General features: G+C 64.5%; 22 protein-coding genes and 1 pseudogene. 9 read left to right on the top strand and 14 right to left on the bottom strand.

What is annotated here, in order from left to right:
* The 5 genes and pseudogenes from JNN06_RS00230 to JNN06_RS00210 all read left to right on the top strand — a co-directional run.
* Window positions 1-269, top strand: a pseudogene (locus tag JNN06_RS00230) (ATPase); the annotation flags it as partial.
* Between the two features lie 259 nt (window positions 270-528).
* Complete coding sequence (locus JNN06_RS00225) at window positions 529-1,545, top strand: amino acid ABC transporter substrate-binding protein (RefSeq protein WP_291237590.1); 1,017 nt, start codon at window positions 529-531, stop codon at window positions 1,543-1,545.
* 118 nt (window positions 1,546-1,663) lie between these two features.
* Window positions 1,664-2,995 (top strand): ABC transporter permease subunit, encoded by a 1,332-nt coding sequence (locus JNN06_RS00220; RefSeq protein WP_291237589.1) that lies wholly within the window; start codon window positions 1,664-1,666, stop codon window positions 2,993-2,995.
* A gap of 1 nt (window position 2,996) precedes the next feature.
* Complete coding sequence (locus JNN06_RS00215; protein WP_291237588.1) at window positions 2,997-4,304, top strand: amino acid ABC transporter permease; 1,308 nt, start codon at window positions 2,997-2,999, stop codon at window positions 4,302-4,304.
* Between the two features lie 12 nt (window positions 4,305-4,316).
* Window positions 4,317-5,096 carry an amino acid ABC transporter ATP-binding protein gene (locus tag JNN06_RS00210; RefSeq protein WP_291237587.1) on the top strand — a complete coding sequence of 260 codons (780 nt, stop codon included), beginning with the start codon at window positions 4,317-4,319 and terminating at the stop codon, window positions 5,094-5,096.
* A gap of 82 nt (window positions 5,097-5,178) precedes the next feature.
* On the opposite strand, the gene JNN06_RS00205 is transcribed toward JNN06_RS00210, so the two are convergent.
* Genes JNN06_RS00205 through argB form a run of 3 tightly spaced genes read right to left on the bottom strand, consistent with a single transcriptional unit; the run spans window position 5,179 to window position 7,210 of the window.
* Window positions 5,179-5,685 carry a histidine phosphatase family protein gene (locus JNN06_RS00205; RefSeq protein WP_291237586.1) on the bottom strand — a complete coding sequence of 169 codons (507 nt, stop codon included), beginning with the start codon at window positions 5,683-5,685 and terminating at the stop codon, window positions 5,179-5,181.
* Window positions 5,682-6,314, bottom strand: coding sequence for a ferredoxin (locus tag JNN06_RS00200; protein WP_291237585.1), 633 nt, complete (start codon window positions 6,312-6,314; stop codon window positions 5,682-5,684). Before JNN06_RS00200 ends, JNN06_RS00205 begins: the two co-directional genes overlap by 4 nt.
* Window positions 6,311-7,210: an acetylglutamate kinase gene (gene argB / locus JNN06_RS00195; RefSeq protein ID WP_291237584.1), complete on the bottom strand. Its 900-nt coding sequence runs from the start codon at window positions 7,208-7,210 to the stop codon at window positions 6,311-6,313. The genes JNN06_RS00200 and argB overlap by 4 nt, the downstream gene beginning before the upstream one ends.
* Window positions 7,211-7,316: 106 nt before the next feature.
* On the opposite strand from argB, the gene JNN06_RS00190 reads away from it, so the two are divergent.
* Window positions 7,317-8,048, top strand: coding sequence for an SDR family oxidoreductase (locus tag JNN06_RS00190; protein WP_291237583.1), 732 nt, complete (start codon window positions 7,317-7,319; stop codon window positions 8,046-8,048).
* Window positions 8,049-8,281: 233 nt separating this feature from the next.
* On the opposite strand, the gene JNN06_RS00185 is transcribed toward JNN06_RS00190, so the two are convergent.
* The 11 genes from JNN06_RS00185 to rplO form a co-directional block, all read right to left on the bottom strand.
* Entirely contained in the window at window positions 8,282-9,586 is a 1,305-nt protein-coding gene (locus tag JNN06_RS00185) for a replication-associated recombination protein A (RefSeq protein WP_291237582.1), read from the bottom strand.
* Between the two features lie 36 nt (window positions 9,587-9,622).
* Entirely contained in the window at window positions 9,623-11,008 is a 1,386-nt protein-coding gene (locus JNN06_RS00180) for a Do family serine endopeptidase (protein WP_291237581.1), read from the bottom strand.
* A gap of 110 nt (window positions 11,009-11,118) precedes the next feature.
* The gene (locus JNN06_RS00175; RefSeq protein ID WP_291237580.1) at window positions 11,119-11,706 is read right to left on the bottom strand and encodes an acyl-homoserine-lactone synthase; all 588 of its coding nucleotides are present in this window, start codon (window positions 11,704-11,706) and stop codon (window positions 11,119-11,121) included.
* A 54-nt stretch (window positions 11,707-11,760) separates the two neighbouring features.
* The gene (locus JNN06_RS00170) at window positions 11,761-12,372 is read right to left on the bottom strand and encodes an autoinducer binding domain-containing protein (protein WP_291237579.1); all 612 of its coding nucleotides are present in this window, start codon (window positions 12,370-12,372) and stop codon (window positions 11,761-11,763) included.
* Between the two features lie 169 nt (window positions 12,373-12,541).
* The gene (gene rplQ, locus JNN06_RS00165) at window positions 12,542-12,961 is read right to left on the bottom strand and encodes a 50S ribosomal protein L17 (protein ID WP_291237578.1); all 420 of its coding nucleotides are present in this window, start codon (window positions 12,959-12,961) and stop codon (window positions 12,542-12,544) included.
* A gap of 127 nt (window positions 12,962-13,088) precedes the next feature.
* Entirely contained in the window at window positions 13,089-14,105 is a 1,017-nt protein-coding gene (locus tag JNN06_RS00160; RefSeq protein ID WP_291237577.1) for a DNA-directed RNA polymerase subunit alpha, read from the bottom strand.
* Window positions 14,106-14,218: 113 nt separating this feature from the next.
* Window positions 14,219-14,608 carry a 30S ribosomal protein S11 gene (rpsK, locus tag JNN06_RS00155; RefSeq protein ID WP_151720608.1) on the bottom strand — a complete coding sequence of 130 codons (390 nt, stop codon included), beginning with the start codon at window positions 14,606-14,608 and terminating at the stop codon, window positions 14,219-14,221.
* 13 nt (window positions 14,609-14,621) lie between these two features.
* A complete protein-coding gene (gene rpsM / locus JNN06_RS00150; RefSeq protein ID WP_291237576.1) occupies window positions 14,622-14,990 on the bottom strand; it encodes a 30S ribosomal protein S13 in 369 nt (122 codons plus the stop codon).
* A gap of 214 nt (window positions 14,991-15,204) precedes the next feature.
* Window positions 15,205-15,789, bottom strand: a complete 585-nt coding sequence (locus JNN06_RS00145) for an adenylate kinase (RefSeq protein ID WP_291237575.1) — start codon at window positions 15,787-15,789, stop codon at window positions 15,205-15,207.
* A 29-nt stretch (window positions 15,790-15,818) separates the two neighbouring features.
* The gene (gene secY, locus JNN06_RS00140) at window positions 15,819-17,177 is read right to left on the bottom strand and encodes a preprotein translocase subunit SecY (RefSeq protein ID WP_291237574.1); all 1,359 of its coding nucleotides are present in this window, start codon (window positions 17,175-17,177) and stop codon (window positions 15,819-15,821) included.
* A 126-nt stretch (window positions 17,178-17,303) separates the two neighbouring features.
* Window positions 17,304-17,777: a 50S ribosomal protein L15 gene (gene rplO, locus JNN06_RS00135; protein WP_291237573.1), complete on the bottom strand. Its 474-nt coding sequence runs from the start codon at window positions 17,775-17,777 to the stop codon at window positions 17,304-17,306.
* A 204-nt stretch (window positions 17,778-17,981) separates the two neighbouring features.
* Here rplO and JNN06_RS00130 point away from each other — a divergent pair, with 204 nt between their 5' ends.
* From JNN06_RS00130 to JNN06_RS00120, 3 genes are all read left to right on the top strand, one after another.
* The gene (locus tag JNN06_RS00130; RefSeq protein ID WP_291237572.1) at window positions 17,982-18,602 is read left to right on the top strand and encodes a thiamine phosphate synthase; all 621 of its coding nucleotides are present in this window, start codon (window positions 17,982-17,984) and stop codon (window positions 18,600-18,602) included.
* A gap of 147 nt (window positions 18,603-18,749) precedes the next feature.
* Window positions 18,750-22,172, top strand: a complete 3,423-nt coding sequence (locus JNN06_RS00125; protein ID WP_291237571.1) for a DUF2126 domain-containing protein — start codon at window positions 18,750-18,752, stop codon at window positions 22,170-22,172.
* 7 nt (window positions 22,173-22,179) lie between these two features.
* The coding region (locus tag JNN06_RS00120) for a circularly permuted type 2 ATP-grasp protein (RefSeq protein WP_291237570.1) at window positions 22,180-23,075 on the top strand (896 nt) is incomplete at its 3' end.

Here is a 23,075-nt window from a genome sequence, read left to right as displayed (position 1 = left end):
GTAGCCTTGCGGCCCTGCGCGCCGCCGTCTTTGCCCAGACCCCGTTCCAGCTGGCCGCGCTGCACGACCTCATCGCCATCACCGGCTCGCTGGTTCTGGGCCTTGCGGTGGCCGAGGGGCGGCTGTCGGCGGACGAGGCCTTCGCCTTGAGCCGAATCGACGAGCATTGGCAGATCGAGCAATGGGGCGAGGATGAGGAAGCCGCCGCGAAAGAGGCGGTGAAGCTGCAAGCAATGCGCGACGCTGCGCGATTCTACGGATTGTGTTGATAACAATCTTGCACAGGCATGGCGCAGAAAGAGAGCATCTTTCTGCGCCGCTGCCTTCAGGGCGACACAACATGTTGACCTTGCGGCAGTTAGCGCTAACGCAAGAGTTTCGCTTGACCTCCCAAAGCGCTTTGCACGAAACTGCCAGATACTGAGAGACAAGCCGCCCCCGGCGGTATGGCTCCGGCTGTTCCAAGCCCTGCAATGGGCGTCATAAAACACCGCCCGAAAACGGGCGGAAACTCAGGAAGAGGTACGCATGAAAAAATCCGTATTCCTTGGCACGCTGTCGGCGGCCGCGCTGCTTGCAGGTGTTGCCGGTGCCGGCACGCTGGAAGACGTGAAGGCCCGCGGTGTGCTGAACTGCGGTTCCAACGTCGGCCTGACGGGTTTCGGTGCGCCCGACGCCAATGGCGAATATCAGGGCTTTGACGTGGCCCTGTGCAAGGCCGTGGCCGCGGCGGTTCTGGGCGATGCGTCCAAGGTCAAGTTCGTCCCGCTGACCGGCGAGACCCGCTTCACCGCGCTGGCATCCTCCGAGGTGGACCTGCTGGTCCGCAACTCGACCTGGACCTTCTCGCGCGATGTGGACCTGAAATTCGACGTGGTGGCGACCAACTACTACGACGGTCAGGGCTTCATGGTGAAGAAAGACCTCGGCGTGTCCTCCGCCAAGGAGCTGGATGGCGCCACTGTCTGCATCCAGACCGGCACCACCACCGAGCTGAACCTGGCCGACTTCTTCAAGGCCAACAACATGACCTATACTCCGGTCAACGTGGCGGATGATTCGGAAGGCCAGCGTCAATATCTGGCGGGCGCCTGCGACACCTACACCACCGATGCCTCGGGTCTGGCCGCGTCGCGCGCCACCATGCCCGATGCCGACAACCACATCATCCTCCCCGAGATCATCTCGAAAGAGCCGCTCGGCCCGATGGTGCGCCATGGCGACAACGTCTGGGGCGATGTGGTCCGCTGGACCTTCTTCGCGCTGATCGCCGCCGAAGAGTATGGCGTGAACAAAGCCAATATCGAAGAAGTGGCCACCACCACCACCAACCCGGAAATCAAGCGCCTGCTGGGCACCGAGGGCGACCTTGGCGCGATGCTGGGCCTCGACAAGGATTGGGCCAAGCGCGCCATCGCCGTTTCCGGCAACTATGGCGAGATCTTCGAGGCCAATATCGGTTCGGCCACCCCGATCAAACTGGCGCGCGGTCTGAACGCGCTCTGGACCCAGGGTGGCCTGCAATACGCTCCGCCCTTCCGCTGAGCTGATCGCACAGATGGGGGCGCCTCGCGGGTGCCCCCATCCACAAACAACGACCGCCTGACCCGATCAGACACCGCAAAAATGTGGGCGACGGGCAGGACGCGGGGGTACGCATCACATGACTTTTGTCTCGGACGCGCCGAAAGAAAACTTTCGGCTGGGAATGCTTATTTATGACACGCGCTACAGGTCGCTCACCATCCAGGTGGTGGTGCTGGTCCTGTTTCTGCTGTTTCTGTCGTGGCTGGTGAACAACACGATCGCGAATCTGGAGGCGAAGGATCGCACCTTCGACTTTGGCTTCCTGCTCAATCGTGCGGGCTATGACATCAATCAGAGATTGGTGGATTACACCAATGACAGCTCGCATTTGCGGGCGGGCTTCATCGGCCTTCTGAACACGCTGCTGGCCGCGCTGGTCGGCTGCACCATCGCCACCGTGCTGGGGGTGTTCATCGGCGTGTTGCGCCTGTCGAAGAACTGGCTCGTCAGCCGTCTGATGACGGTCTATGTCGAGGTGTTCCGCAACGTGCCGGTGCTGCTGTGGATCCTTCTGGCGGCGACCATCCTGTCGGAAACCGCGCCGCAGCCCAAGGATTTCCGCTCCACGCCCGAGATGGAAGCGGCAGGCGAGGCGCCCAAGGCCTCCATGCTGTTCGGCATCATCGCCGTCACCAACCGTGGCACCGTGATCCCCGAGCCGAAATTCTGCCTGGGCCGCGAGCGTGAGGCCTGCCATACCGAATCGCTGCAGCCCGGCTCGCCCGAGGGCGGGCTTGGCGTGATCGACCTTGGCATCTTCAAGGTCTCGCTGAACCTGCTGGCGCTGCTGGCGGTGTTTGGCGGCTCGATCTTCGTCAATCGCCGTCTGGTGCGTCAGGCCAATGCCACGCAAGAGGCCACGGGCGAGCGTCCGGTGATCTGGTGGAAATCGCTGGCCATCCTGACGGTGCCCTCGATGATCCTGCTTTGGGTTCTGGGCCTGCATTGGGTGGTGCCCGAGCTGAAGGGCTTCAACTTTGTCGGCGGCATCAATGTGGCGCATAGCTTCACCGCGCTGACGCTGGCGCTGGCGCTTTACACCGCGGCTTTCATCGCGGAAATCGTGCGGGCGGGCATTCAGGCCATCTCGCGCGGGCAATCCGAGGCCGCCGCCGCCCTGGGCCTGCGCCCGGGCCGGACGATGAACCTCGTGATCCTGCCGCAGGCGCTGCGGGTCATCATCCCGCCGCTGATCTCGCAATATCTGAACCTGACCAAGAACACCTCGCTGGCCATCGCCGTGTCCTACATGGACCTGCGCGGCACGCTGGGGGGCGTCACGCTGAACCAGACCGGCAAGGAACTGGAATGCATGTTGCTGATGATGGGCATCTATCTGACGATCAGCCTGATCATTTCCGCCCTGATGAACATGTTCAACCGGGCCGTGCGGCTGAAGGAGCGCTGAGATGACCAACTTCACCCCCTTCGTCCGGTCTGAAATGATCGACCCGCGCGAGCCCCCCTCGGGCCAGCAGGGGCTGGTTCGCTGGGCGCGCGAAAACCTGTTCTCCAGCCCGGCAAACTCGGTTCTCACCGTGCTGGGCGGGCTGGCGATCCTCTGGCTGCTGATGGGCATCGTGCCATGGCTGATGCATTCGGTCTGGAACGCGGCCTCGCTGTCGGAATGCAACGCCATCATCGCCCAGACCTGGGGCCCCGATGCGACGGGCGCCTGCTGGGCCATGGTGCGCGAGCGTTGGCACCAATATACCTACGGCTTCTACCCGATGGATCAGTATTGGCGGCCCAACCTGGCCTTCGTGCTGATGTTGGTGGCACTGGCGCCGGTGCTGTTCCTGTCGCTGCCGCGCAAGATGATGCTGTTCAGCCTCAGCTTCCCCTTCATCGCCTATTGGCTGCTTTGGGGCGGCACCATCTGGGCGCCGATCGTGGTGGCGCTTGGCTTTGGCGTCATGGCGCTGGTGTTCCGCTTCGCCTCGCCCAAGCTGGGCGTGCCGGTGGGCGCCGGTGTCGGCCTGCTCGCCGCCGCCGCCTGGTGGCTGCTGGTGCAAACCCCGCTCTCCACCGCCCTGCACAGCGCCATCCCGCTGGGCCTGCGCGAGGTTGACAGCGACCAGTTCGGCGGCTTCCTGCTCTCCATCGTCATCGGCATCACCGCCATCTCGGCCTCGCTGCCGCTGGGCATCCTGCTGGCCCTGGGCCGTCAGTCCGACATGCTCTTGGTGAAATCGCTCTCCGTCGGCTTCATCGAGTTCATCCGCGGCGTGCCGCTGATCACCCTGCTGTTCACCGCCTCGCTGCTGCTGCAATATTTCCTGCCGCCCGAGACCAATTTCGACATCATCCTGCGCGTTATCATCCTCGTCACCCTGTTCGCTGCGGCCTATATCGCCGAAGTGATCCGGGGCGGCCTCGCGGCCCTGCCGCGCGGTCAGTATGAGGCCGCCGACGCGCTTGGCCTCGATTACTGGCAGGCGCAGCGGCTGATCATCATGCCGCAGGCGCTCAAGATCTCGATCCCCGGCATCGTCTCCAGCTTCATCGGCCTGTTCAAGGATACCACGCTGGTGGCCTTCGTCGGCCTGATGGACCCGCTGAAAGGCATCACCGCCGTCGTGCGCGCCGACATCAACTGGAAGGGCATCTACTGGGAGCCCTATATCTTTGCCGGCGCCATCTTCTTCCTCATCTGCTTCGGCATGTCGCGCTACTCCATGTGGCTCGAACGCAAGCTGAAGACCGACCATCGTTAAGGAGGCCTCATCATGGCTGAACACGCAATCGACCGCTCGAAGATGAAGGTCTCGGACGAGGTCGCCATCCAGATCACCAATATGAACAAATGGTATGGCCAGTTCCACGTCCTGCGCGATGTGAACATGACCGTGCAAAAGGGCGAACGCATCGTCATCTGCGGGCCGTCCGGTTCGGGCAAATCGACGCTGATCCGCTGCATCAACCGGCTGGAGGAACATCAGGCCGGGCAGATCGTGGTGGATGGCACCGAGCTGACCAATGACCTGAAGAACATCGACAAGGTGCGCTCGGAAGTGGGGATGGTGTTCCAGCACTTCAACCTGTTTCCGCATCTGACGATTCTGGAAAACTGCACGCTGGCCCCGATCTGGGTGCGCAAGATCCCCAAGCGCGAGGCCGAAGAAACCGCGATGCACTTCCTGTCCAAGGTGAAAATCCCGGATCAGGCGCATAAATACCCCGGTCAGCTTTCGGGCGGTCAGCAACAGCGCGTGGCGATCGCCCGCTCGCTCTGCATGAAACCGCGCATCATGCTGTTCGATGAGCCCACCTCCGCCCTCGACCCCGAGATGATCAAGGAGGTGCTGGACACCATGATCAGCCTCGCCGAGGAAGGCATGACCATGCTCTGCGTGACGCATGAAATGGGCTTTGCGCAGGCCGTGGCGAACCGCGTGGTGTTCATGGACAAAGGCCAGATCGTCGAACAGAACGAGCCGCGCGAGTTCTTCAACAACCCGCAATCGGATCGCACCAAACTGTTCCTCAGCCAGATCCTCGGGCACTAAGCCCCCGATTTTTCGCAGAAAAATCGAAAAAGGCGCCCTGCGGGGCGCCTTTTGTCATCCTGCCGCCAATGGGGGGCCGCTGTCAGCCGACCAATTCGCGCGGGATGATGAAATCATCCACGCTGCCCATGCCCCAGCCGATCTCCGACCAGCTTTCACAGGCAAAATCGCAAACCAGCGTTGCCCCGGTCGGATAGCGGCCAAACTCGCCATTCACCGGCGCCCGCGCCACGATGCGCTGTGCGAAATCGGCAATGCCGGGGTTATGGCCGATCATCATCACCACCGGCGCCGTCGCATGGCGCAGCACCGCCAGCATCACATCGGCCCCGGCATGGTACAGCGTCGGTTTCAGCTCCGGCACCGGCGGCGCGGCCAGCGCGGGCGCGATGCCCTCCCAGGTCTCGCGGGTGCGCAGGGCATCCGAACACAGCACCTGCCCCGGCAGATAGCTGCGCGAGGCCAGCCAACCGCCCAGATCGGCAGCCGCCGCTTTGCCGCGCGCGTTCAGCGGGCGGTCATGGTCGCTCATCAGCGGGTCATCCCAGCTGGATTTCGCGTGTCGGGTCAGGATCAGCCGAAGGGTCATCTGTGAAACTGCCTCATATGATAGGCGGATTGAACCTCCATCCTTGCATAGCTTTGGGACACCGGGCAAGCGCGACGCACCGCACATCCCTGCGACAAGCAGCCCTCCCCTGCCCCGCTGTCCAGAAAGCTGTGGCATTCCGAGACGTTATAGGCGGCAGGCGTCAGCGCCCCCGCCGGGCAGGCATCGGCGCAGGGCTGGGCGCAGGCGTCACAGGGCCGCGCCCCCGGCGCCGGCAGCTCTACCCGCTCTTTCAGCGCCAGCGCGCCCCGGGCCGAGAAGAACAGGCCCTGCGTCTCATGCACCAGAAGCTGCACCGGCGAGGCCCAGGCCCGCCCGCTGCGCAGCGCCCATTGGTAAAACGGGTGGTAGGGCGGCCCGCCAAAGGGAAACAGCGCCTTGGCCCCCAGATCGCAGGCCAGCCGCCCGATCACCCGGCGCGACCAGCGGTCCATCGGGTCGGGCTGGCCATCCTGCCATTCCGGCTGCGCCGTGAAATGCGGCCAGAAGCCCGGCTCCGAGGGGCCGATCAGCAGCAGCGTGCGGGCGCCTTTTGGCAGCGCGGGGTCATCCTCGGCATGAAACCCGCCCAGGATTTCAAGGTGATGCGCTTCAAGCGCTGCCTTCACCGCCGGACGCGCGGCTTGACGCGCGGCTCGGTCGAGCGGATCTGGCTGCCCGCGCCATGATCGGTGAACAGCTCCAGCAGGCAGGCATTGGGCAACCGCCCATCCAGAATCGTCACCGCCCGCACCCCCTGATCCAGCGCCATCAGCGCGGTCTCGGTCTTCGGGATCATGCCGCCCGCAATCACGCCATCGGCGGTCATCTGCCGGATCTCCTCGGGGGTGATCTGGGTCATCACCACCCCCTCGGCGTTTTTCACCCCCGACACATCGGTCAGCAGCAAGAGCCGGTCGGCCTGCAAGGCCCCCGCAATCGCCCCCGCCGCCGTATCGCCATTCACGTTGAAGGTCTCGTTATCGGCCATGCCGGTCGCCACCGGAGCCACCACCGGAATGATGCCCGCCGTGTAAAGATCGCGCAGCACCTGCACATTCATCTCCACCGGGCGGCCCACAAAGCCCAGCTCCGGGTCGTCGGCCTCGCAGACCATCAGGTCATCATCCTTGCCGGAGATCCCCACAGCGCGCCCGCCCTGATCGTTGATCGCCTGCACGATGCGCTTGTTCACCAGCCCCGACAGGATCATCTCCACCACTTCCACCGTGGCCTTGTCGGTCACCCGCTTGCCGCGCACGAATTCGGATTTGATGCCCAGCTTGGTCAACATCTCGTTGATCATCGGCCCGCCGCCATGCACCACCACCGGGTTCACGCCCACTTGCCGCATCAGCACGATGTCGCGGGCGAATTCGGCCATGGCCTCATCATCGCCCATCGCATTGCCGCCGAATTTCACGACGACCACGGCGCCGGAATAGCGTTGCAGATAGGGCAGAGCCTCGGAGAGCGTTTTGGCGGTGGCGATGGAATCTTGCATGGTGCGCGTCTGCTGTTTCATGGGGGCCTCGCAGGAATGCCCAAGGGGATAGCCCCTTTGCCGCGCCCTGCCAAGGTTGCAATTCCCCCTGTCAGGCGTAGGGTGGCGGCAAAGCGCGGAGGCAGCGATGAGCGAGCAGAAGGTCATGGTTCTGACAGGGGCAAGCCGGGGCATCGGCCATGCCACGGTCAAGCGGTTCAGCGCCGAGGGGTGGCGGGTGCTGACCTGCTCGCGCCAGCCCTTTGATGCCCGCTGCCCCTGGCCCGGCGGCGCCGAGAACCACATCCAGATTGATCTGGCCAGCCCGGATGCCACCATTCAGGCCATCGCCACCATCAAGGAAAAGATCGGGGGGCGACTGCATGCGCTGGTGAACAATGCCGGGATCTCGCCCAAGGGGCCGGGCGGCAAGCGGTTGAACACGCTGGAAACCGATCTGCGCACCTGGGGGCAGGTGTTCCACGTGAACTTCTTCGCGTCCATCGTGCTGGCGCGCGGCTTGCAGGAGGAGCTTTCCGCCGCCCGCGGCTCGGTGGTGAATGTCACCTCCATCGCGGGGGCGCGTGTGCATCCCTTTGCCGGTGCCGCCTATGCCACCTCCAAGGCGGCGCTGGCGGCGCTGACCCGCGAAATGGCCCATGATTTCGGCCCCTTGGGCGTGCGGGTCAATGCCATCGCCCCCGGCGAGATCGAAACCTCCATCCTGTCGCCCGGCACCGACAAGATCGTCGAGAAACTGCCGATGCAGCGCCTTGGCCAACCGCGCGAGGTGGCCGATGTCATCTGGTTCCTGTGTTCCGATCAGTCCAGCTATATCTCCGGCGCCGAGATCGAGGTGAACGGCGCGCAGCATGTGTGAGTGAGGGCCGCCTCATTCGGGCGGATCAGGCGAGGCACTGCCTCGCCCCGCCCGACTCGCAACGGTTCCGCAAGACCGGCTCACCCCGCGCAACCAAGGCCAGCGCCTGCCCCGGCGGGGGCGAAGCACCCGCCATGCGAGGGGCGGGTGCTGGCCGGCGGCCTTTGGGCCCCCGGCGTCAGGCCGGGATGGCATCGCGCGGCAAAGGCGATGGCCTTTGCCGAATACCCGCCTCACCCCCGCCGCTTCGCCCTGAGCCCGGCAAAAAACTCCACCCGTTTCTTCAACTCGCGCTCAAAGCCCCGCTCGGGCGGCGCATAGAAGATCGGGCGCTTCATGCCCTCGGGGAAATAATCCTGCCCCGAAAATCCATCTTCGGCGTCATGGTCATAGGCATAGCCCGACCCATAGCCGATCTCTTTCATCAGCTTCGTCGGCGCATTGCGGATATGCAGCGGCGGCGGCAGGCTGCCAGTGTCGCGTGCCGCCGCCCGCGCCGCCTTATAGGCCACATAGACCCCGTTCGATTTCGGCGCCAGCGCGAGGTAGACCACCGCATTGGCCAGCGCCAATTCGCCCTCGGGGCTGCCCAGGCGCTCATAGGTCTGCCAACTGTCCACGCAAACCGCCTGCGCCTGCGGATCGGCGAGGCCAATATCCTCCACCGCCATGCGGACCAAGCGCCGCGCCAGAAACCGCGGGTCTTCGCCGCCCTCCAGCATGCGCGCGAACCAGTAAAGCGCCGCGTCCGGGTCTGACCCGCGCACCGATTTGTGCAGGGCCGAGATCAGGTTGTAATGTTCCTCGCCCGATTTGTCATATTTGCTGGCCCGCCGCATCAGCCGCTGGCCCAGCTGGGCCTTGGTCAGCGCCTCGCCCTTATGCGCCATCACCTGCTCGATCAGATTGAGCAGCGCCCGCCCGTCACCATCGGCCATTTCCAGCAAGCTTTCCCGCGCCTCGGCCTTCAACGGCAAAGCGCGTGCCAGCTCTTTCTCCGCCCGCTGCGCCAGCCGCTCCAGATCGGCGAGGCTGAGACGCTCCAGCACGATCACCTGCGCCCGGCTCAGCACGGCGGCGTTCAGCTCGAAAGACGGGTTTTCCGTCGTCGCCCCCACCAGAAGGATCGTGCCATCCTCCATATAGGGCAAAAACCCGTCCTGCTGCGCCTTGTTGAAGCGGTGGATCTCATCCACGAACAGCAGCGTCCCCTGCCCGTTCGCCCGCCGAATCTTGGCGCTTTCAAACACCTTCCGCAGGTCCGGCACGCCGGTGAAAATGGCAGAAATCTGCACGAAGGCCAGCTTGGTCTGATCGGCCAGCAGCCGGGCAATGGTGGTCTTGCCCACGCCCGGCGGCCCCCACAGGATCAGCGAAGACAGGCTGCCGGCGGCGAGCATCGCCCCCAAAGGCCCCTCCGGCCCCAGAACATGCTCCTGGCCGATCACCTCAGACAGGGATTTCGGGCGCAGGCGGTCGGCCAGCGGGCGCGGCGCCTCTGGTCGGGCGGGTTGGGGCGTGTCAAACAAATCGGCCATGGTTTACGTTACGCCCGGATGCGCGCCGCGAAAAGGTCAGATGCGGAAGCGCAGCAACATCTGCCGCCCCTGCCGCAAGACCTCGACCCCCCAACGGCGGGTCGTCGGCGCGCTCAGGGCCTCCACCTCCTCCGGGCTGCTCACGGACACGCCGTTGATGCCCAGAATCACATCGCCACGTTGCAGGCCGAAGCGCGCCGCCAGCCCCTCTGCCCCGGTGACCACCACGCCCGAGGCCACAGCGCTCGGCACATCCAGCTCGGCCGCCACCGCCGGGTTGATGCGCGCCACCGTCAGGCCTTGCAGCACGCTTTCGCCCGCAAGGCGCCGCTCGTCGCGCGGCGGGCTGTCGGGCGGCGCGATCAGCACCACCTCCGCCTCGGCCTCCTCGCCACCGCGCAGATAGCGCAGCGTGACCTCGCGGCCGATGCCAAGCGCCGCCAGCCGGAACATGATCTCCTGCGGGCTGTCGGTCGGGGCGCCGTCGATCGACAGGATCACATCGCCAACCTCCAGCCCCGCCGCGCGGAACGGGCTTTCCGGGTGCAGCTCGCTCAACACCACGCCTTCCGGGCGCGGCAGGCCCATGGCCTCGGCCATGGCGGCATCCATGCCCTGCCCCTGCACCCCGGCCCAAGGGCGCTGGAACCGGGTCTCGCCCGCCTGGGCCTGATCGACAAAATTCTGCACCAGGTTCGAGGGGATGGCAAAGCCGATGCCATTCGACCCGCCACCCCGCGTGAGAATCGCCGTATTGATCCCGATCAGCCGCCCGGCCATATCGACCAGCGCCCCGCCCGAATTGCCCGGGTTGATCGCGGCATCGGTCTGCACGAAATAGCCCCGCCCGTCGCCCAGCGAAAGCGTGGAGCGCCCAAGCCCCGAGATGATCCCGGAGGACACCGTCTGCCCCACCCCGAAGGGGTTGCCGATGGCCAGCACCAGCTCTCCGACCTCCAGCTCGTCAGAGTTGCGCAGGGCCAGCGCTGGCAAATCCTCGGCGCCCTCCAGTTGCAGGATCGCCAGATCGGCCTCCTCATCCGCCAGCAAGACATGCGCCTTGAACTCGCGCCGGTCGGACAGCTCCACCCTGATTTCGGTGGCCTGCCCGACGACATGGTAATTCGACACCACAATGCCATCGGCACCGACGATCACACCAGAGCCCAGCGAGTTCTCCAGCCGCGGGCGGCTGCGGGTCATGCCCTGAAAGAACTGTTCAAAGAACGGGTCGCCCGCAAAGGGGCTCTCACGGCTCTCGACCAGAACCGTGGCATAGATGTTCACCACAGCGGGCGCGGTCTGACGCACCACCGGGGCGAAGCTGAGGCTGATCTCGGCCTGAGAGCCGGGAACGGTTTGTGCAAAGGTGGGGGCGGCCACCGATAGCCCCAGCATCACGGCAAAAAGTGTACATCTCATTACGATTCGCGCCCCTTTTCGTGCAATTGCGTATAGGAGGTTACAGTTTTTCCCGCGCAAAGGCGGGCCGCCCCTGCGGATATGGACAGGCGGCCCGGCGGTTTCAACTCTCAGTGCAGCGTCTCGGCCAGGTTGATCGACACGCATTGGCTGTCATAGCCGTCGAATTCCAGCACGCGGCCTGCCGCCGCCACATCCAGCCCGCAACGCGCCGCCCAGCGGGGCCAGCTGGCCGGGATGATGCCCAAAACCCGTTTCGCGCCCAGCTTGCGGGCCGAGACCGTCATCTCGGTGATCAGCTGCGCATGCACCCGGCGGCGGATCGCCATGGGCGTGTCATGCGCCACGAAGACCCGGCTCGATTCCCAGATGTCAGCATCGACAGGCGCCGGAAAATTCAACAAATCCGAGGGGATCGTGTCCAGCAGCCCGTTTTGCGCATCGCGGATCATATAGCTGTAGATGCCGCAGCGCGCGGTGGTGGGCGTCAGGCGGATGCCCGCCAGGATCTGCGCGCCCTGATGCACTGCGATCCAGCGGCTCGCCGGGGTGTCGTATTGGTCATATTCCATGCCCAGGGCTTCGGGCAGTTCCCAGCGGTTCTGGATGATGAAGCTTTGGCGGCGGGCGCGAAACAGGTTTGCCATCAGCTCGCCATGGTTGTGCATATTGGCAAAGGAAAGCGTCGTCGTCTGCATGATGTGTCTCCGGCAGGAAGGATACCCTACATCCTGTAGGGCCAGGCCGGCGCTTCAGATCAGGCGATAGTCGGTGGCGCGCTGGATGGCCTCGGCCGTTGTCCGGGCCAGCAGACGCTGACGAGCGGAATTCAACCGCACCTTCAGCGCGCTTTCGGAAATCCCCAGCTTGGCTGCGGCTGCCGCATGGCGATGGCCTGCGGCAATCAGACGGAGCGCCTCGATCTGGGCGTCGGTCAGGTGATCCGGCGGCTGGGTCACATCATGCAGACGGGTGATGATCGTGGCCGCGAGGGTGATCTCCTCGGCCGAGAACTCTCGATCAGCCCGCGCCAGGCCGGAAATGGTGCGGGACGAAACCGGGCCGCAAGAAACGGCCACCCCATAGACAAGCCCATGGCGCGCGGCTTCGGCCAGAATGCCGAATGTGTCGGGAAAGGTGATCTCGCTCCAGCGCGTCGCCCCGAGCTGGGTGAAACCCCAGGCAATGATCGGGTCGCGCATGGCATAGCCATTCTCGGTGTAATGATCGGTCCAGGCCTGCGGGTAGGTCTGGAAGGTCATCATCGGCGAGGTGAAACGGATATGAAGCCCGACAAAATACCCCGACGGCGACAGCCGGGCGAGATATTTCAGATCTTTGTCAATGCCTTGCAGGGCGGACATCTAGCGGGGCTTCCAACGACAGGATTCGGCGTCACCGCAACCATAGGGTGCGCCACCAGTGAGTTCCAGCCCTGTGATAGAAACCTCGGGTTTCCGTAACGTTAACATCTTGGGGCCAGATAAGAAAAAGGCCCGCCGAAGCGGGCCTTTTCCGAAATGCGAGGGCAGATCAGCCCTCGGCAGCTTCTTCTGCTTCCAGACGCGCACGGTCGGCGGCGCCTTTGGCAGCGGGATCACGATCCACGAATTCGATGATCGCCATCGGCGCCATGTCGCCATAGCGGAAACCGGCTTTCAGGATGCGGATATAGCCGCCCTGACGGTTCGCGTAGCGCGGGCCGAGGATTTCAAACAGGCGAGCGACGTGCTTTTCGTCGTTCAGCTGCGAGGAGGCCTGACGACGGGCGTGCAGGTCGCGGCGCTTGGCCAGCGTGATCAGCTTTTCGACGATCGGACGCAGTTCCTTGGCTTTCGGAAGCGTGGTCTTGATCTGCTCGTGCTCGATCAGCGAGCCGGCCATGTTGGCAAACAGGGCCTTGCGGTGTTCGTGGGTGCGGTTCAGACGGCGGTAGCCGCGAGCGTGACGCATGATGATCTCCTAGCGTTTTTGCTTTGTCTTGCGGCCCTGCGTTGGGGCCACTTCGTTGGGGCAGGATTGCCCAGGGTTCCCCTCCATCGAGGGCATTGCCGGGAGGCCTTGCGGCCCCCCGAATCTCTTAGAACTGGTCCTCGAAGCGCTTGGCCAGATCTTCGATGTTTTCCGGCGGCCAATCCTCGACATCCATGCCGAGATGCAGGCCCATGCCCGACAGCACTTCCTTGATTTCGTTCAAGGATTTGCGGCCGAAGTTCGGGGTGCGCAGCATTTCGGCTTCGGTTTTCTGGATCAGATCGCCAATATACACGATATTGTCGTTCTTCAGGCAGTTGGCCGAACGCACCGAAAGCTCCAGCTCGTCGACCTTCTTCAGCAGAAGCGGATTGAACTCGAGGCCCGTATCCAGCTCTTGCTTCGAGGCCGATTCCGGCTCGTCGAAATTGACGAACACGGCCAGCTGATCTTGCAGGATGCGGGCGGCATAGGCCACGGCATCCTCGGGGGTCAGCGCGCCATTGGTCTCGATCTTCATGGTCAGCTTGTCATAGTCCAGCACCTGACCTTCGCGGGTCGGGGTGACTTCGTAGGACACTTTCTTGACCGGCGAGAAAATGGCGTCGATGGCGATCATGCCGATCGGTGCATCTTCCGGCTTGTTCTTGTCGGCAGCCACATAGCCCTTGCCGGTGTTCACCGTCAGTTCCATGTAGACATCGGCGCCGTCGTCGAGGTGGCAGATAACGTGATCCCGGTTCAGGATCTCGATGCCATTCGATTCCGAAATGTCGCCAGCGGTCACGACGCCCGGCCCCTTGGCCGAGATAGACAGGCGCTTCGGCCCTTCGACTTCCATCTTCAGGCTGACGCCCTTGAGGTTCAGCACGATGTCGGTGACATCTTCGCGCACACCGGCCACGCTGGAAAACTCATGCAGAACATTGTCGATCTGCACCGAGGTGATGGCCCCGCCTTGCAGCGACGACATCAGCACGCGGCGCAGCGCGTTGCCCAGCGTCAGACCGAAGCCGCGTTCCAGCGGTTCGGCGATCACGGTGGCCACGCGGGCCGGATCGGCGCCCGGCTTCACGACCAGCTGGGTCGGTTTGATCAGCTCTGCCCAATTCTTGTGGATCATGCTTTCGCCTCCATACTTGTTCTCTGCCCATGTCCCTAAGCGGAGAACGCCCGAGGTTCAGAAATGCGTGAAAGGGCCGCGCAAACCTGCGCGGCCCGATCAAAGGTCTTGCGTCAGACGCGGCGACGCTTGGGCGGACGGCAGCCGTTATGGGCCAGCGGCGTCACGTCGCGGATCGAGGTGATGGTCAGGCCAACCGCGGCCAGCGCGCGCAGCGCCGATTCACGGCCCGAACCCGGACCCTGCACTTCGACCTCAACGGTCTTCATGCCATGTTCCTGAGCCTTTTTGGCGGCGTCTTCGGCAGCCATCTGGGCGGCATAGGGGGTCGACTTGCGCGAACCCTTGAAGCCCATGGTGCCCGAGGACGACCAGGAAATGGCGTTGCCCTGAACGTCGGAGATCAGGATCTTGGTGTTGTTGAAGGACGAGTTCACATGAACGACGCCAGCGGCGATGTTCTTGCGCTCTTTGCGCTTCATACGGGTTTTATCGCGTGCCATATCTCAGCGCCCCTTATTTCTTCTTGCCGGCGATGGCCTTTGCGGGGCCTTTGCGGGTGCGAGCGTTGGTATGGGTGCGCTGACCGCGAACCGGCAGGTTGCGGCGGTGACGCAGGCCACGGTAGCAGCCGAGGTCCATCAGACGCTTGATGTTCATCGACACTTCGCGACGCAGGTCGCCTTCGACGGTGAAGTTCGCGTCGATATATTCGCGGATCGCCAGCACTTCGGCATCCGAAAGCTGGTTCACGCGACGGGCGCGGTCGATATTCAGCGATTCACAGATTTGCTCTGCGAAATGGGCGCCGATACCGTGGATATATTGCAGAGAGATCGGGACGCGTTTCCCGGTCGGGATGTTAACGCCAGCAATACGTGCCAAACGTGTCTTCCTTCATCGTTGCGGTTCCGTAATGCCAGAACCTTTTTTCACAACACCGGCGCGACCTTGAGAGTGCATTAACCGTCGCCCGGCTCGAATGGTCCGCCCAAGACCGAATCTCCCGGAGGAAAAACGAAAGCCACGGACGATTCCCTTGCGGGACGCCGTGGCTTAGGTCGTTTTGCGTCACCCGTCAAGGGCAACGGCGCAAGTTTCACTGGCTGTCAAGAAGTTTCGCGACGGCCTCGCCAACCTCCGCCATCGGCGCCATGCCATCCACCTGTTTCAGGTCGCCCTTGGCATAGTAATAGCCGGTCAGCGGCGCGGTTTTCTTGTAATATTCGCGCAGACGCCCGGCGAAAACCTCCGGGTTGTCATCGGCGCGCACCGGCTGGCCTGCGGCGGCGGCTTCCTCGGCGCGGCGCACGATGCGGGCGACCAGCGCCTCGTCATCCACCACCAGCTCGATCACCGCATCCAGCTTTTGCCCCTTGCGCGCCAGCAGCGCGCCAAGCGCATCGGCCTGCGCCAGGGTGCGGGGGAAGCCGTCGAAGATGAAGCCGCCGCCCGCCGGGCCGGACAGCTTTTCCTCGATCAGGCCGATCACGATCTCGTCGGTGACCAGCTGCCCCTTGTCCATCACCTCGGCGACGCGCTTGCCCATTTCGGTGCCCGAGGTCTTGGCCTCGCGCAGCATGTCGCCGGTGGAAAGCTGCACCATGTTCCGCTCATCCACCAGCCGCTTGGCCTGCGTGCCTTTACCGGCGCCGGGCGGCCCGAGAAGAATGATATTGGTCATGGTTCAGGTTTCCTCCCAGGCTTTGGCATTCAGCGGCGGGTCACGGGTTTGGCGCCCGTGCGTTTGCGGCCCCGCAGCTGCGATTTTTCGATCAAGCCTTCATACTGGTGGGCCAGCAGATGCGACTGGATCTGGTTGATGGTGTCCATCGTCACCGAGACCACGATCAGCACCGAAGTGCCGCCGAAGTAGAACGGGATCGTCAGCTGGTGGCGGATGATCTCGGGCAGCAGGCAGACGAAGGCCAGATAGGCAGCCCCGATCACCAGCACGCGGTTGACGATATATTCCAGATGTTCTTCGGTTTTCTTGCCGGGACGGATGCCCGGAATGAAACCACCCTGATTTTTCAGGTTATCCGCCACCTCGTCGACTTTGAAAGCGACGTTGTGGGTGTAGAAATAGGCGAAGAACACGATCATCGCCGTGAAGAACAGCAGGTAAAGCGGCTGACCCGGCCCGAAATAGGCGAGGATCGTCGACATCACCGGCCCGGTCTGCGAATGCGAGAAGGCGGCGATCGTGGTGGGCAGCAACAGCAGCGACGAGGCGAAGATCGCCGGGATCACGCCCGCCGGGTTCACCTTGATCGGCAGGTGGCTGGAGCCGCCGTCATAGATCTTCATGCCCACCTGACGGCGGGGATACTGGATATGGATCTTGCGCAGGGCGCGTTCCATGAACACCACGAAGGCGATCACGGCCACCACCATCACGATCACCCCGATGATCACCGCAGGCGAGATGGCGCCCGAGCGGCCCTGGCTGAAGAACTGCGCCAGCGCGGCCGGGATCTCGGCCACGATGCCGACGAAGATGATGAGCGAGATGCCATTGCCGATGCCGCGCGCGGTGATCTGCTCGCCCAGCCACATCAGGAACATGGTGCCGCCAACCAGCGTGATCACCACACCCGCCTTGAAGAACAGGCCCGGCTCATGCGCCAGATTGCCGGTCTCCAGGCTGGCGGCGATGCCATAGGCCTGGAACAGCGCCAGCGCGACCGTGCCGTAGCGGGTATATTGGTTCAGCTTTTTCTTGCCCTGCTCGCCCTCTTTCTTCAGCTGCTCCAGCGGTGCCCACATGGAGGACAAGAGCTGAACGATGATCGAGGCCGAGATATAGGGCATGATGCCAAGCGCGAAGATGCCCATGCGGCTGATGGCGCCGCCGGTGAACATGTTCAGGATGCCGCCAAGACCGGCCGAGACATCCGACATGAAGTTGCGCAGCGCGCCACCGTCGATCCCCGGCACCGGAATATAGGTGCCAAGGCGATAGACGATCAGAAGGCCGATGGTGAAGAAGATGCGTTGGCGAAGGTCCGTCGCCTTGCCAAGGGCGCCCCAGCTCAGGTTCGCCGCCATTTGCTCTGCAGCAGATGCCATACGGATGCTCTTTCATGACAGCGCCGCCGAACCGTTTTCCGGTCGGCGGCGCGGGAAAACTTGATCCCATGTAAGCGGTCTTGCGACCGCTCACAACCTTATTCAGCGGCCAAAGCCGCCCGAGGCTTATTCAGCGGCAGCAGCCGCTTGCGCCACGGTGAGCGAGCCACCAGCCGCAGCCACCGCTTCGATGGCGGCAGCCGAGGCGCCGGTCACGGTGATCACCAGCTTGGAGGTCACAGCGCCCTTGGCCAGAACGCGCACGCCATCGTGCTTGTACTTGGTCACGCCAGCCGCGATCAGGGCGTCTTCGGTGATTTCAGCAGCGTTCAGCTTGCCGGCCGCCACGAATTTCTCGATCAGGCCGAGGTTGACCACCGCGTATTCCTTGGCGTTCGGCTTGTTGAAGCCGCGCTTCGGCAGGCGGCGATACAGCGGCATCTGGCCGCCCTCGTAACCACCGATGGCCACGCCCGAACGCGATTTCTGACCTTTGATACCACGGCCAGCGGTTTTGCCCTTGCCCGAGCCCGGGCCGCGCGCGACGCGCTTCTGCTTGCGGGCTGCACCGGCGTTATCGGCCAATTCATGAAGTTTCATGTCGCTTCTCCTTTGCCGGAAATGCCCCCACAAGCGACAGAGGGGCACACGCGGCGTCATGTTGATTCTTGTGGCCCGATTTGGACCACCGGGCGCGTATAAAGCGAAGCCCCTGCCCTGACAAGCCTGCTTCCCGCGCCGCCTGCCATTCCCAAAGCCGCGAAAACCCGCTAAAGCGCGGGAAACCTCAGCCCGAGTGGTCCCATGTCCGATACCGAACGCCCGCAGCTTTACCTTGTCACCCCGCCCGAGTTCGATCTGGATGTGTTCCCGGCGCAATTGGCGGCGGTGCTGGACGGGCACGAGGTGTCTTGCGTGCGGCTGGCGCTGGCCACCCGCGACGAGGACCGCGTGGCGCGCGCCGCCGATGCGCTGCGCGAGGTGGCCCATGCCCGCGACGTGGCGCTGGTGATCGAAAAGCACGCGCTGCTGGTGGAGCGTCTGGGGCTCGATGGCGTGCATCTGACCGATGGCGCCCGCAATGTGCGCAAGCTGCGCAAGGATCTGGGCGATGATGCGATCATCGGCGCCTTCTGCGGCGTGACCCGGCATGAGGGCATTGGCGCCGCCGAGGGGGGCGCCGATTACGTGGCCTTCGGTCCGGTGGGCGAAACGCCCCTGGGCGATGGCTCGCGCGCCGAGCTGGAGCTGTTCCAGTGGTGGTCCGAGATGATCGAGGTGCCGGTGGTGGCCGAAGGCGCGCTGACCGCCGAACTGGTCGAGAAACTGGGGCCGATCACCGATTTCTTTGGCGTGGGCGAAGAAATCTGGCGCAGCGAGACCCCGGCTGCCGCGCTCAGGGCGCTGCTCGCCCCGCTCGGCTGATCTGCTGAAATTTCAGGCAATTGCAACCGCCCGGCCTATGGCTTGGGCGGTTTTGCGTGACTCTGCCCGAAAGCTGCGCAGGATGGAGGCATCCCATGGCGGCTTGCCGTCTAAGTTTCGGGAACAGCACAGCAGCCGGGGGCCTTCATGGCGATTCATGCCAGTATCCATCACCTGACCCATTACAAGTATGACCGCCCTGTCACCCTGGGCCCCCAGATCATCCGCCTGCGCCCGGCCCCGCAATCGCGCACCAAGGTGCTGTCGCACAGCCTGAAGGTCTCACCCGGCGGCCATTTCGTGAACCACCAGCAAGACCCTTACGGCAATTGGCTGGCGCGCTTCGTGTTCCCCGAGCCGGTGATGGAGTTCAAGATCGAGGTCGATCTGGTGGCCGATATGTCGGTCTATAATCCGTTCGACTTTTTCGTCGAGGACAGCGCCGAGTTCTGGCCCTTTGAATATCCCGCCGATCTGGCGGATGATCTGGTGATCTATCGCCGCCCGGAACCGGCGGGGCCGCTGGTGCAGGCCTTTCTGGACGGCGTGCCGCGCGACCGCGCGCGGGTCACCGATTTCCTGGTGGCGCTGAATGCGCGGGTCAACGGCGCGGTGAATTACACCATCCGCATGGAGCCCGGCGTGCAGACGCCCGAGGAAACCCTGCATCTGAAATCCGGCTCGTGCCGCGATTCGAGCTGGCTTCTGGTGCAGGCGCTGCGCCATCTGGGCTTTGCCGCGCGCTTTGTCTCGGGCTATCTGATCCAGCTGGCGCCGGATGTGAAATCGCTGGATGGCCCATCCGGCACCGAGGTGGATTTCACCGATCTACATGCCTGGGTGGAGGCCTATATTCCCGGCGCAGGCTGGGTGGGGCTGGACCCGACGAGCGGCCTTCTGACCGGCGAAAGCCATATCCCGCTGGCCGCGACCCCGCATTATCGCAACGCCGCGCCGATCTCGGGCGGCTATGCCAGCGCGGGCACGCCGCAGGTGGAATTTGCCTTTGACATGCAGGTTCGCCGGGTGGCCGAACATCCGCGCATCACCAAACCGTTCAGCGACGAGGCCTGGGCGCGGTTGAACGCCATGGGCCGCAAGGTCGATGAGGTGCTGGCCAAGGGCGATGTGCGGCTGACGATGGGCGGCGAGCCGACCTTCGTGTCGATCGACGATTTCGAATCCGCCGAATGGAACACCGAGGCCGTCGGCCCGCAAAAGCGCGACCGCGCCGACCAGTTGATCCGTCGCCTGCGCACGCGCTTTGCGCCGGGGGGCTTCCTGCATTACGGGCAGGGCAAGTGGTATCCGGGCGAAAGCCTGCCGCGCTGGACCTTCTCGCTGTATTGGCGCCGCGATGGCGTGCCGGTGTGGAAGAACCCCGATCTGGTGGCGGTCGAGGCGCAGGATTACAAGGTCGGCGCCGCGCAAGCCGGGCGCTTCATGGAGGCCTTTGCCGAAAATCTGGGCATCACGGCCGCCCATGCGCAGCCCGCCTTCGAAGACCCGGCCGAGTGGATCTTGAAAGAGGCGAACCTGCCGCCCAATGTCAGCCCGGAGAACAGCAAGCTGAAAGACCCGGAAGAACGCTCGCGCTTTGCCCGGGTGTTTTCGCGCGGTCTGACCGAGCCGTCGGGCTTCGTTCTGCCCTTGCAGCGCTGGCAATCGCAGGCCGGCGCGCCGAAATGGCGGTCGGAGATGTGGAAGCCCCGGCGCGGCCATCTGTTTCTGGTGCCGGGGGACAGCCCGGTGGGCTATCGCCTGCCACTGGCGGGGCTGCCCTATATCCCGCCCGCGCAATATCCCTACAGCTACCCGTCCGATACATCGCTGCCGCTGGCGCCGCTGCCCGATTTCCACGCCCGCATCGCGCCGCATCGGCTGGCCGAGGTGCAGGCCGAGCTGGACCGGCTGGCGCAAGAGGAGGCCGAGATCGCCGCGATGACGCCCGAAACCAGCGCGGGCCATCTGCAAGAGGGCACGACCCGCAGCGATAGCACGGCCCGGCAACGGCAGGTGGCGCAGGGCGTGGACCCGGCGCAAGGCGCCGTGCGCACCGCCATTGCGATCGAGCCGCGCGACGGGCGGCTGTGCCTGTTCATGCCGCCCTGCGAGACGCTGGAAGATTATCTGGAGCTGCTCGCCACCGCCGAAGTGACCGCCGAGGCGCTTGGCCTGCCCATCCATATCGAAGGCTATGCGCCCCCCCATGACCCGCGCCTGAACGTGATCCGCGTCGCCCCCGATCCGGGCGTGATCGAGGTGAACATCCACCCGGCCCATAGTTGGGAGGATTGCGTCGCCACCACAGAGGCGATCTATGACGAGGCACGCAATTGCCGCCTTGGCGCCGACAAATTCATGATTGATGGCCGCCATACCGGCACTGGCGGCGGCAATCATGTGGTGGTCGGGGGCGAGACCATGGGCGACAGCCCTTTCCTGCGCCGCCCCGATCTGCTGAAGTCGCTGATCCTGATCTGGCAGCGCCACCCCTCGCTGTCCTACCTGTTCTCGGGCCTGTTCATCGGGCCAACCTCGCAGGCCCCACGCATCGACGAGGCGCGCCATGACAGCCTTTACGAGCTGGAAATCGCGCTGGCGCAGATTGGCGATCTGGTCTCGGGCGGGCCGCTGCCGCCACCCTGGCTGGTGGACCGGCTGCTGCGCAACATCCTGATTGATGTGACCGGCAATACCCACCGGGCCGAGATCTGCATCGACAAGCTCTATTCCCCCGATGGCCCCACGGGGCGCCTGGGGCTGGTGGAGTTCCGCGGTTTCGAGATGCCGCCGCATCCGCGCATGAACCTGGCGCAGCAATTGCTGATCCGGGCGATCATCGCGCGCTGCTCGCAAGCGCCGGTGACGGGCAAGCCGGTGCGTTGGGGCACGGTGCTGCATGACCGCTTCATGCTGCCGCATTTCATCTGGGCCGATTTCCTGTCGCTGCTGGATGATCTGGGGCACCATGGCTTCAAGCTCGATCCGGTGTGGTATCAGGCGCAGGCCGAGTTCCGCTTCCCCTTCTGCGGGCAGATCGACATCGGCGGCGTGCATCTGGAACTGCGGCAGGCGCTGGAGCCCTGGCATGTGCTGGGCGAAACCGGCGCGATTGGCGGCACGGTGCGCTATACCGACAGCTCGGTCGAGCGCTTGCAGGTAAAGCTGACCACCCTGCATCAGGATCGCTACCGGGTGATGTGCAACCGCCGCCCGGTGCCGCTGGCGCGCAGCGGCACCAGTGGCGAAGCCGTGGGCGGCGTGCGCTTCAAGGCCTGGCAACCGGCGGCGGCGCTGCATCCGGTGCTGCCGGTCAATGCGCCGCTGACCTTCGACATCTATGATGATTGGACAGGCCGGGCGCTTGGCGGCTGCGTCTATCACGTCGCGCATCCCGGCGGGCGCAACTATGACACCTTCCCGGTGAACGGCTATGAGGCCGAGGCACGGCGTCTGGCCCGGTTCGAGGCGCATGGCCACCAGCCCGGCGCCTATGCCCCCGCGCCGGAACAGCCCCACCCGGAGTTTCCGATGACGCTCGACCTGCGCCGCGCGCCGGGGCTATAACGGCGGGATGACGTCCTCCGCCGCCCCCCTGCCCCGCGCCGCCCTGCTGGCGGATTACACGCCGCAACCCGGCGTCGCGGATGAATTGTTCGATGCCACAGGCCGGATGCGTCCGGTCTGGCAGCCCTTTCTTGCCCAGCTTGCCAGCCTCTCGCCCGAGGAGGTCGCGGCCCGCTTTGGCCGGGGGGAACAATATCTGCGCGATGCCGGGGTGTATTTCCGGCTGTATAGCGGCGGCCCGGCGCAGGAACGCGAATGGCCGCTGAGCCATGTGCCGGTGCTGATCTCGGATGCCGAATGGCAGGGGATTTGCGACGGGCTGGCCCAGCGGGCCGAGCTGCTGGAACAGGTGATGGCCGATCTTTACGGCCCCGGGCGACTGGTGGCCGACGGGCACCTGCCTGCGGAACTGGTGGCGCAGAACCCGCAATGGCTGCGCCCGCTGGTGGGGGTGCGCCCGCGCTCGGGCCATTGGCTGCATCATCTGGCCTTCGAGATCGGGCGCTCGCCCGACGGGTCGTTCTTCGTGCTGGGCGACCGGGCGCAGGCGCCCTCCGGTTCGGGCTTTGCGCTGGAAAACCGGATGGCCACCAGCCGCATCTTCTCGGACCCGTTCCCCCGCGCCAATGTGCGCAGGCTGGCCGGGTTCTTCCGCGCCTTCCGCGCCGCGATGGAGGATCTGGCCGGCGAAGGGCGGCGCATGGCGATCCTGACGCCGGGGCCGAACAATGATACCTATTACGAACACACCTATATCGCCCGCTATCTGGGCCTGACCCTGCTGGAAGGCGAAGACCTGATCGTGCAGAACGGTCAGGCCATGGTGCGCACCGTGAAGGGGCTGGAGCCGCTGGGCCTGCTGTGGCGCCGCATCGACAGCGAATTCGCCGATCCGCTGGAGCT

The sequence above is a fragment of the Gemmobacter sp. genome, assembly GCF_016792925.1.
Classification (GTDB): domain Bacteria; phylum Pseudomonadota; class Alphaproteobacteria; order Rhodobacterales; family Rhodobacteraceae; genus Gemmobacter.
The sequence above is the reverse complement of the archived record's forward strand: the minus strand, read 5'-3'. Positions and strand labels throughout refer to the sequence as shown.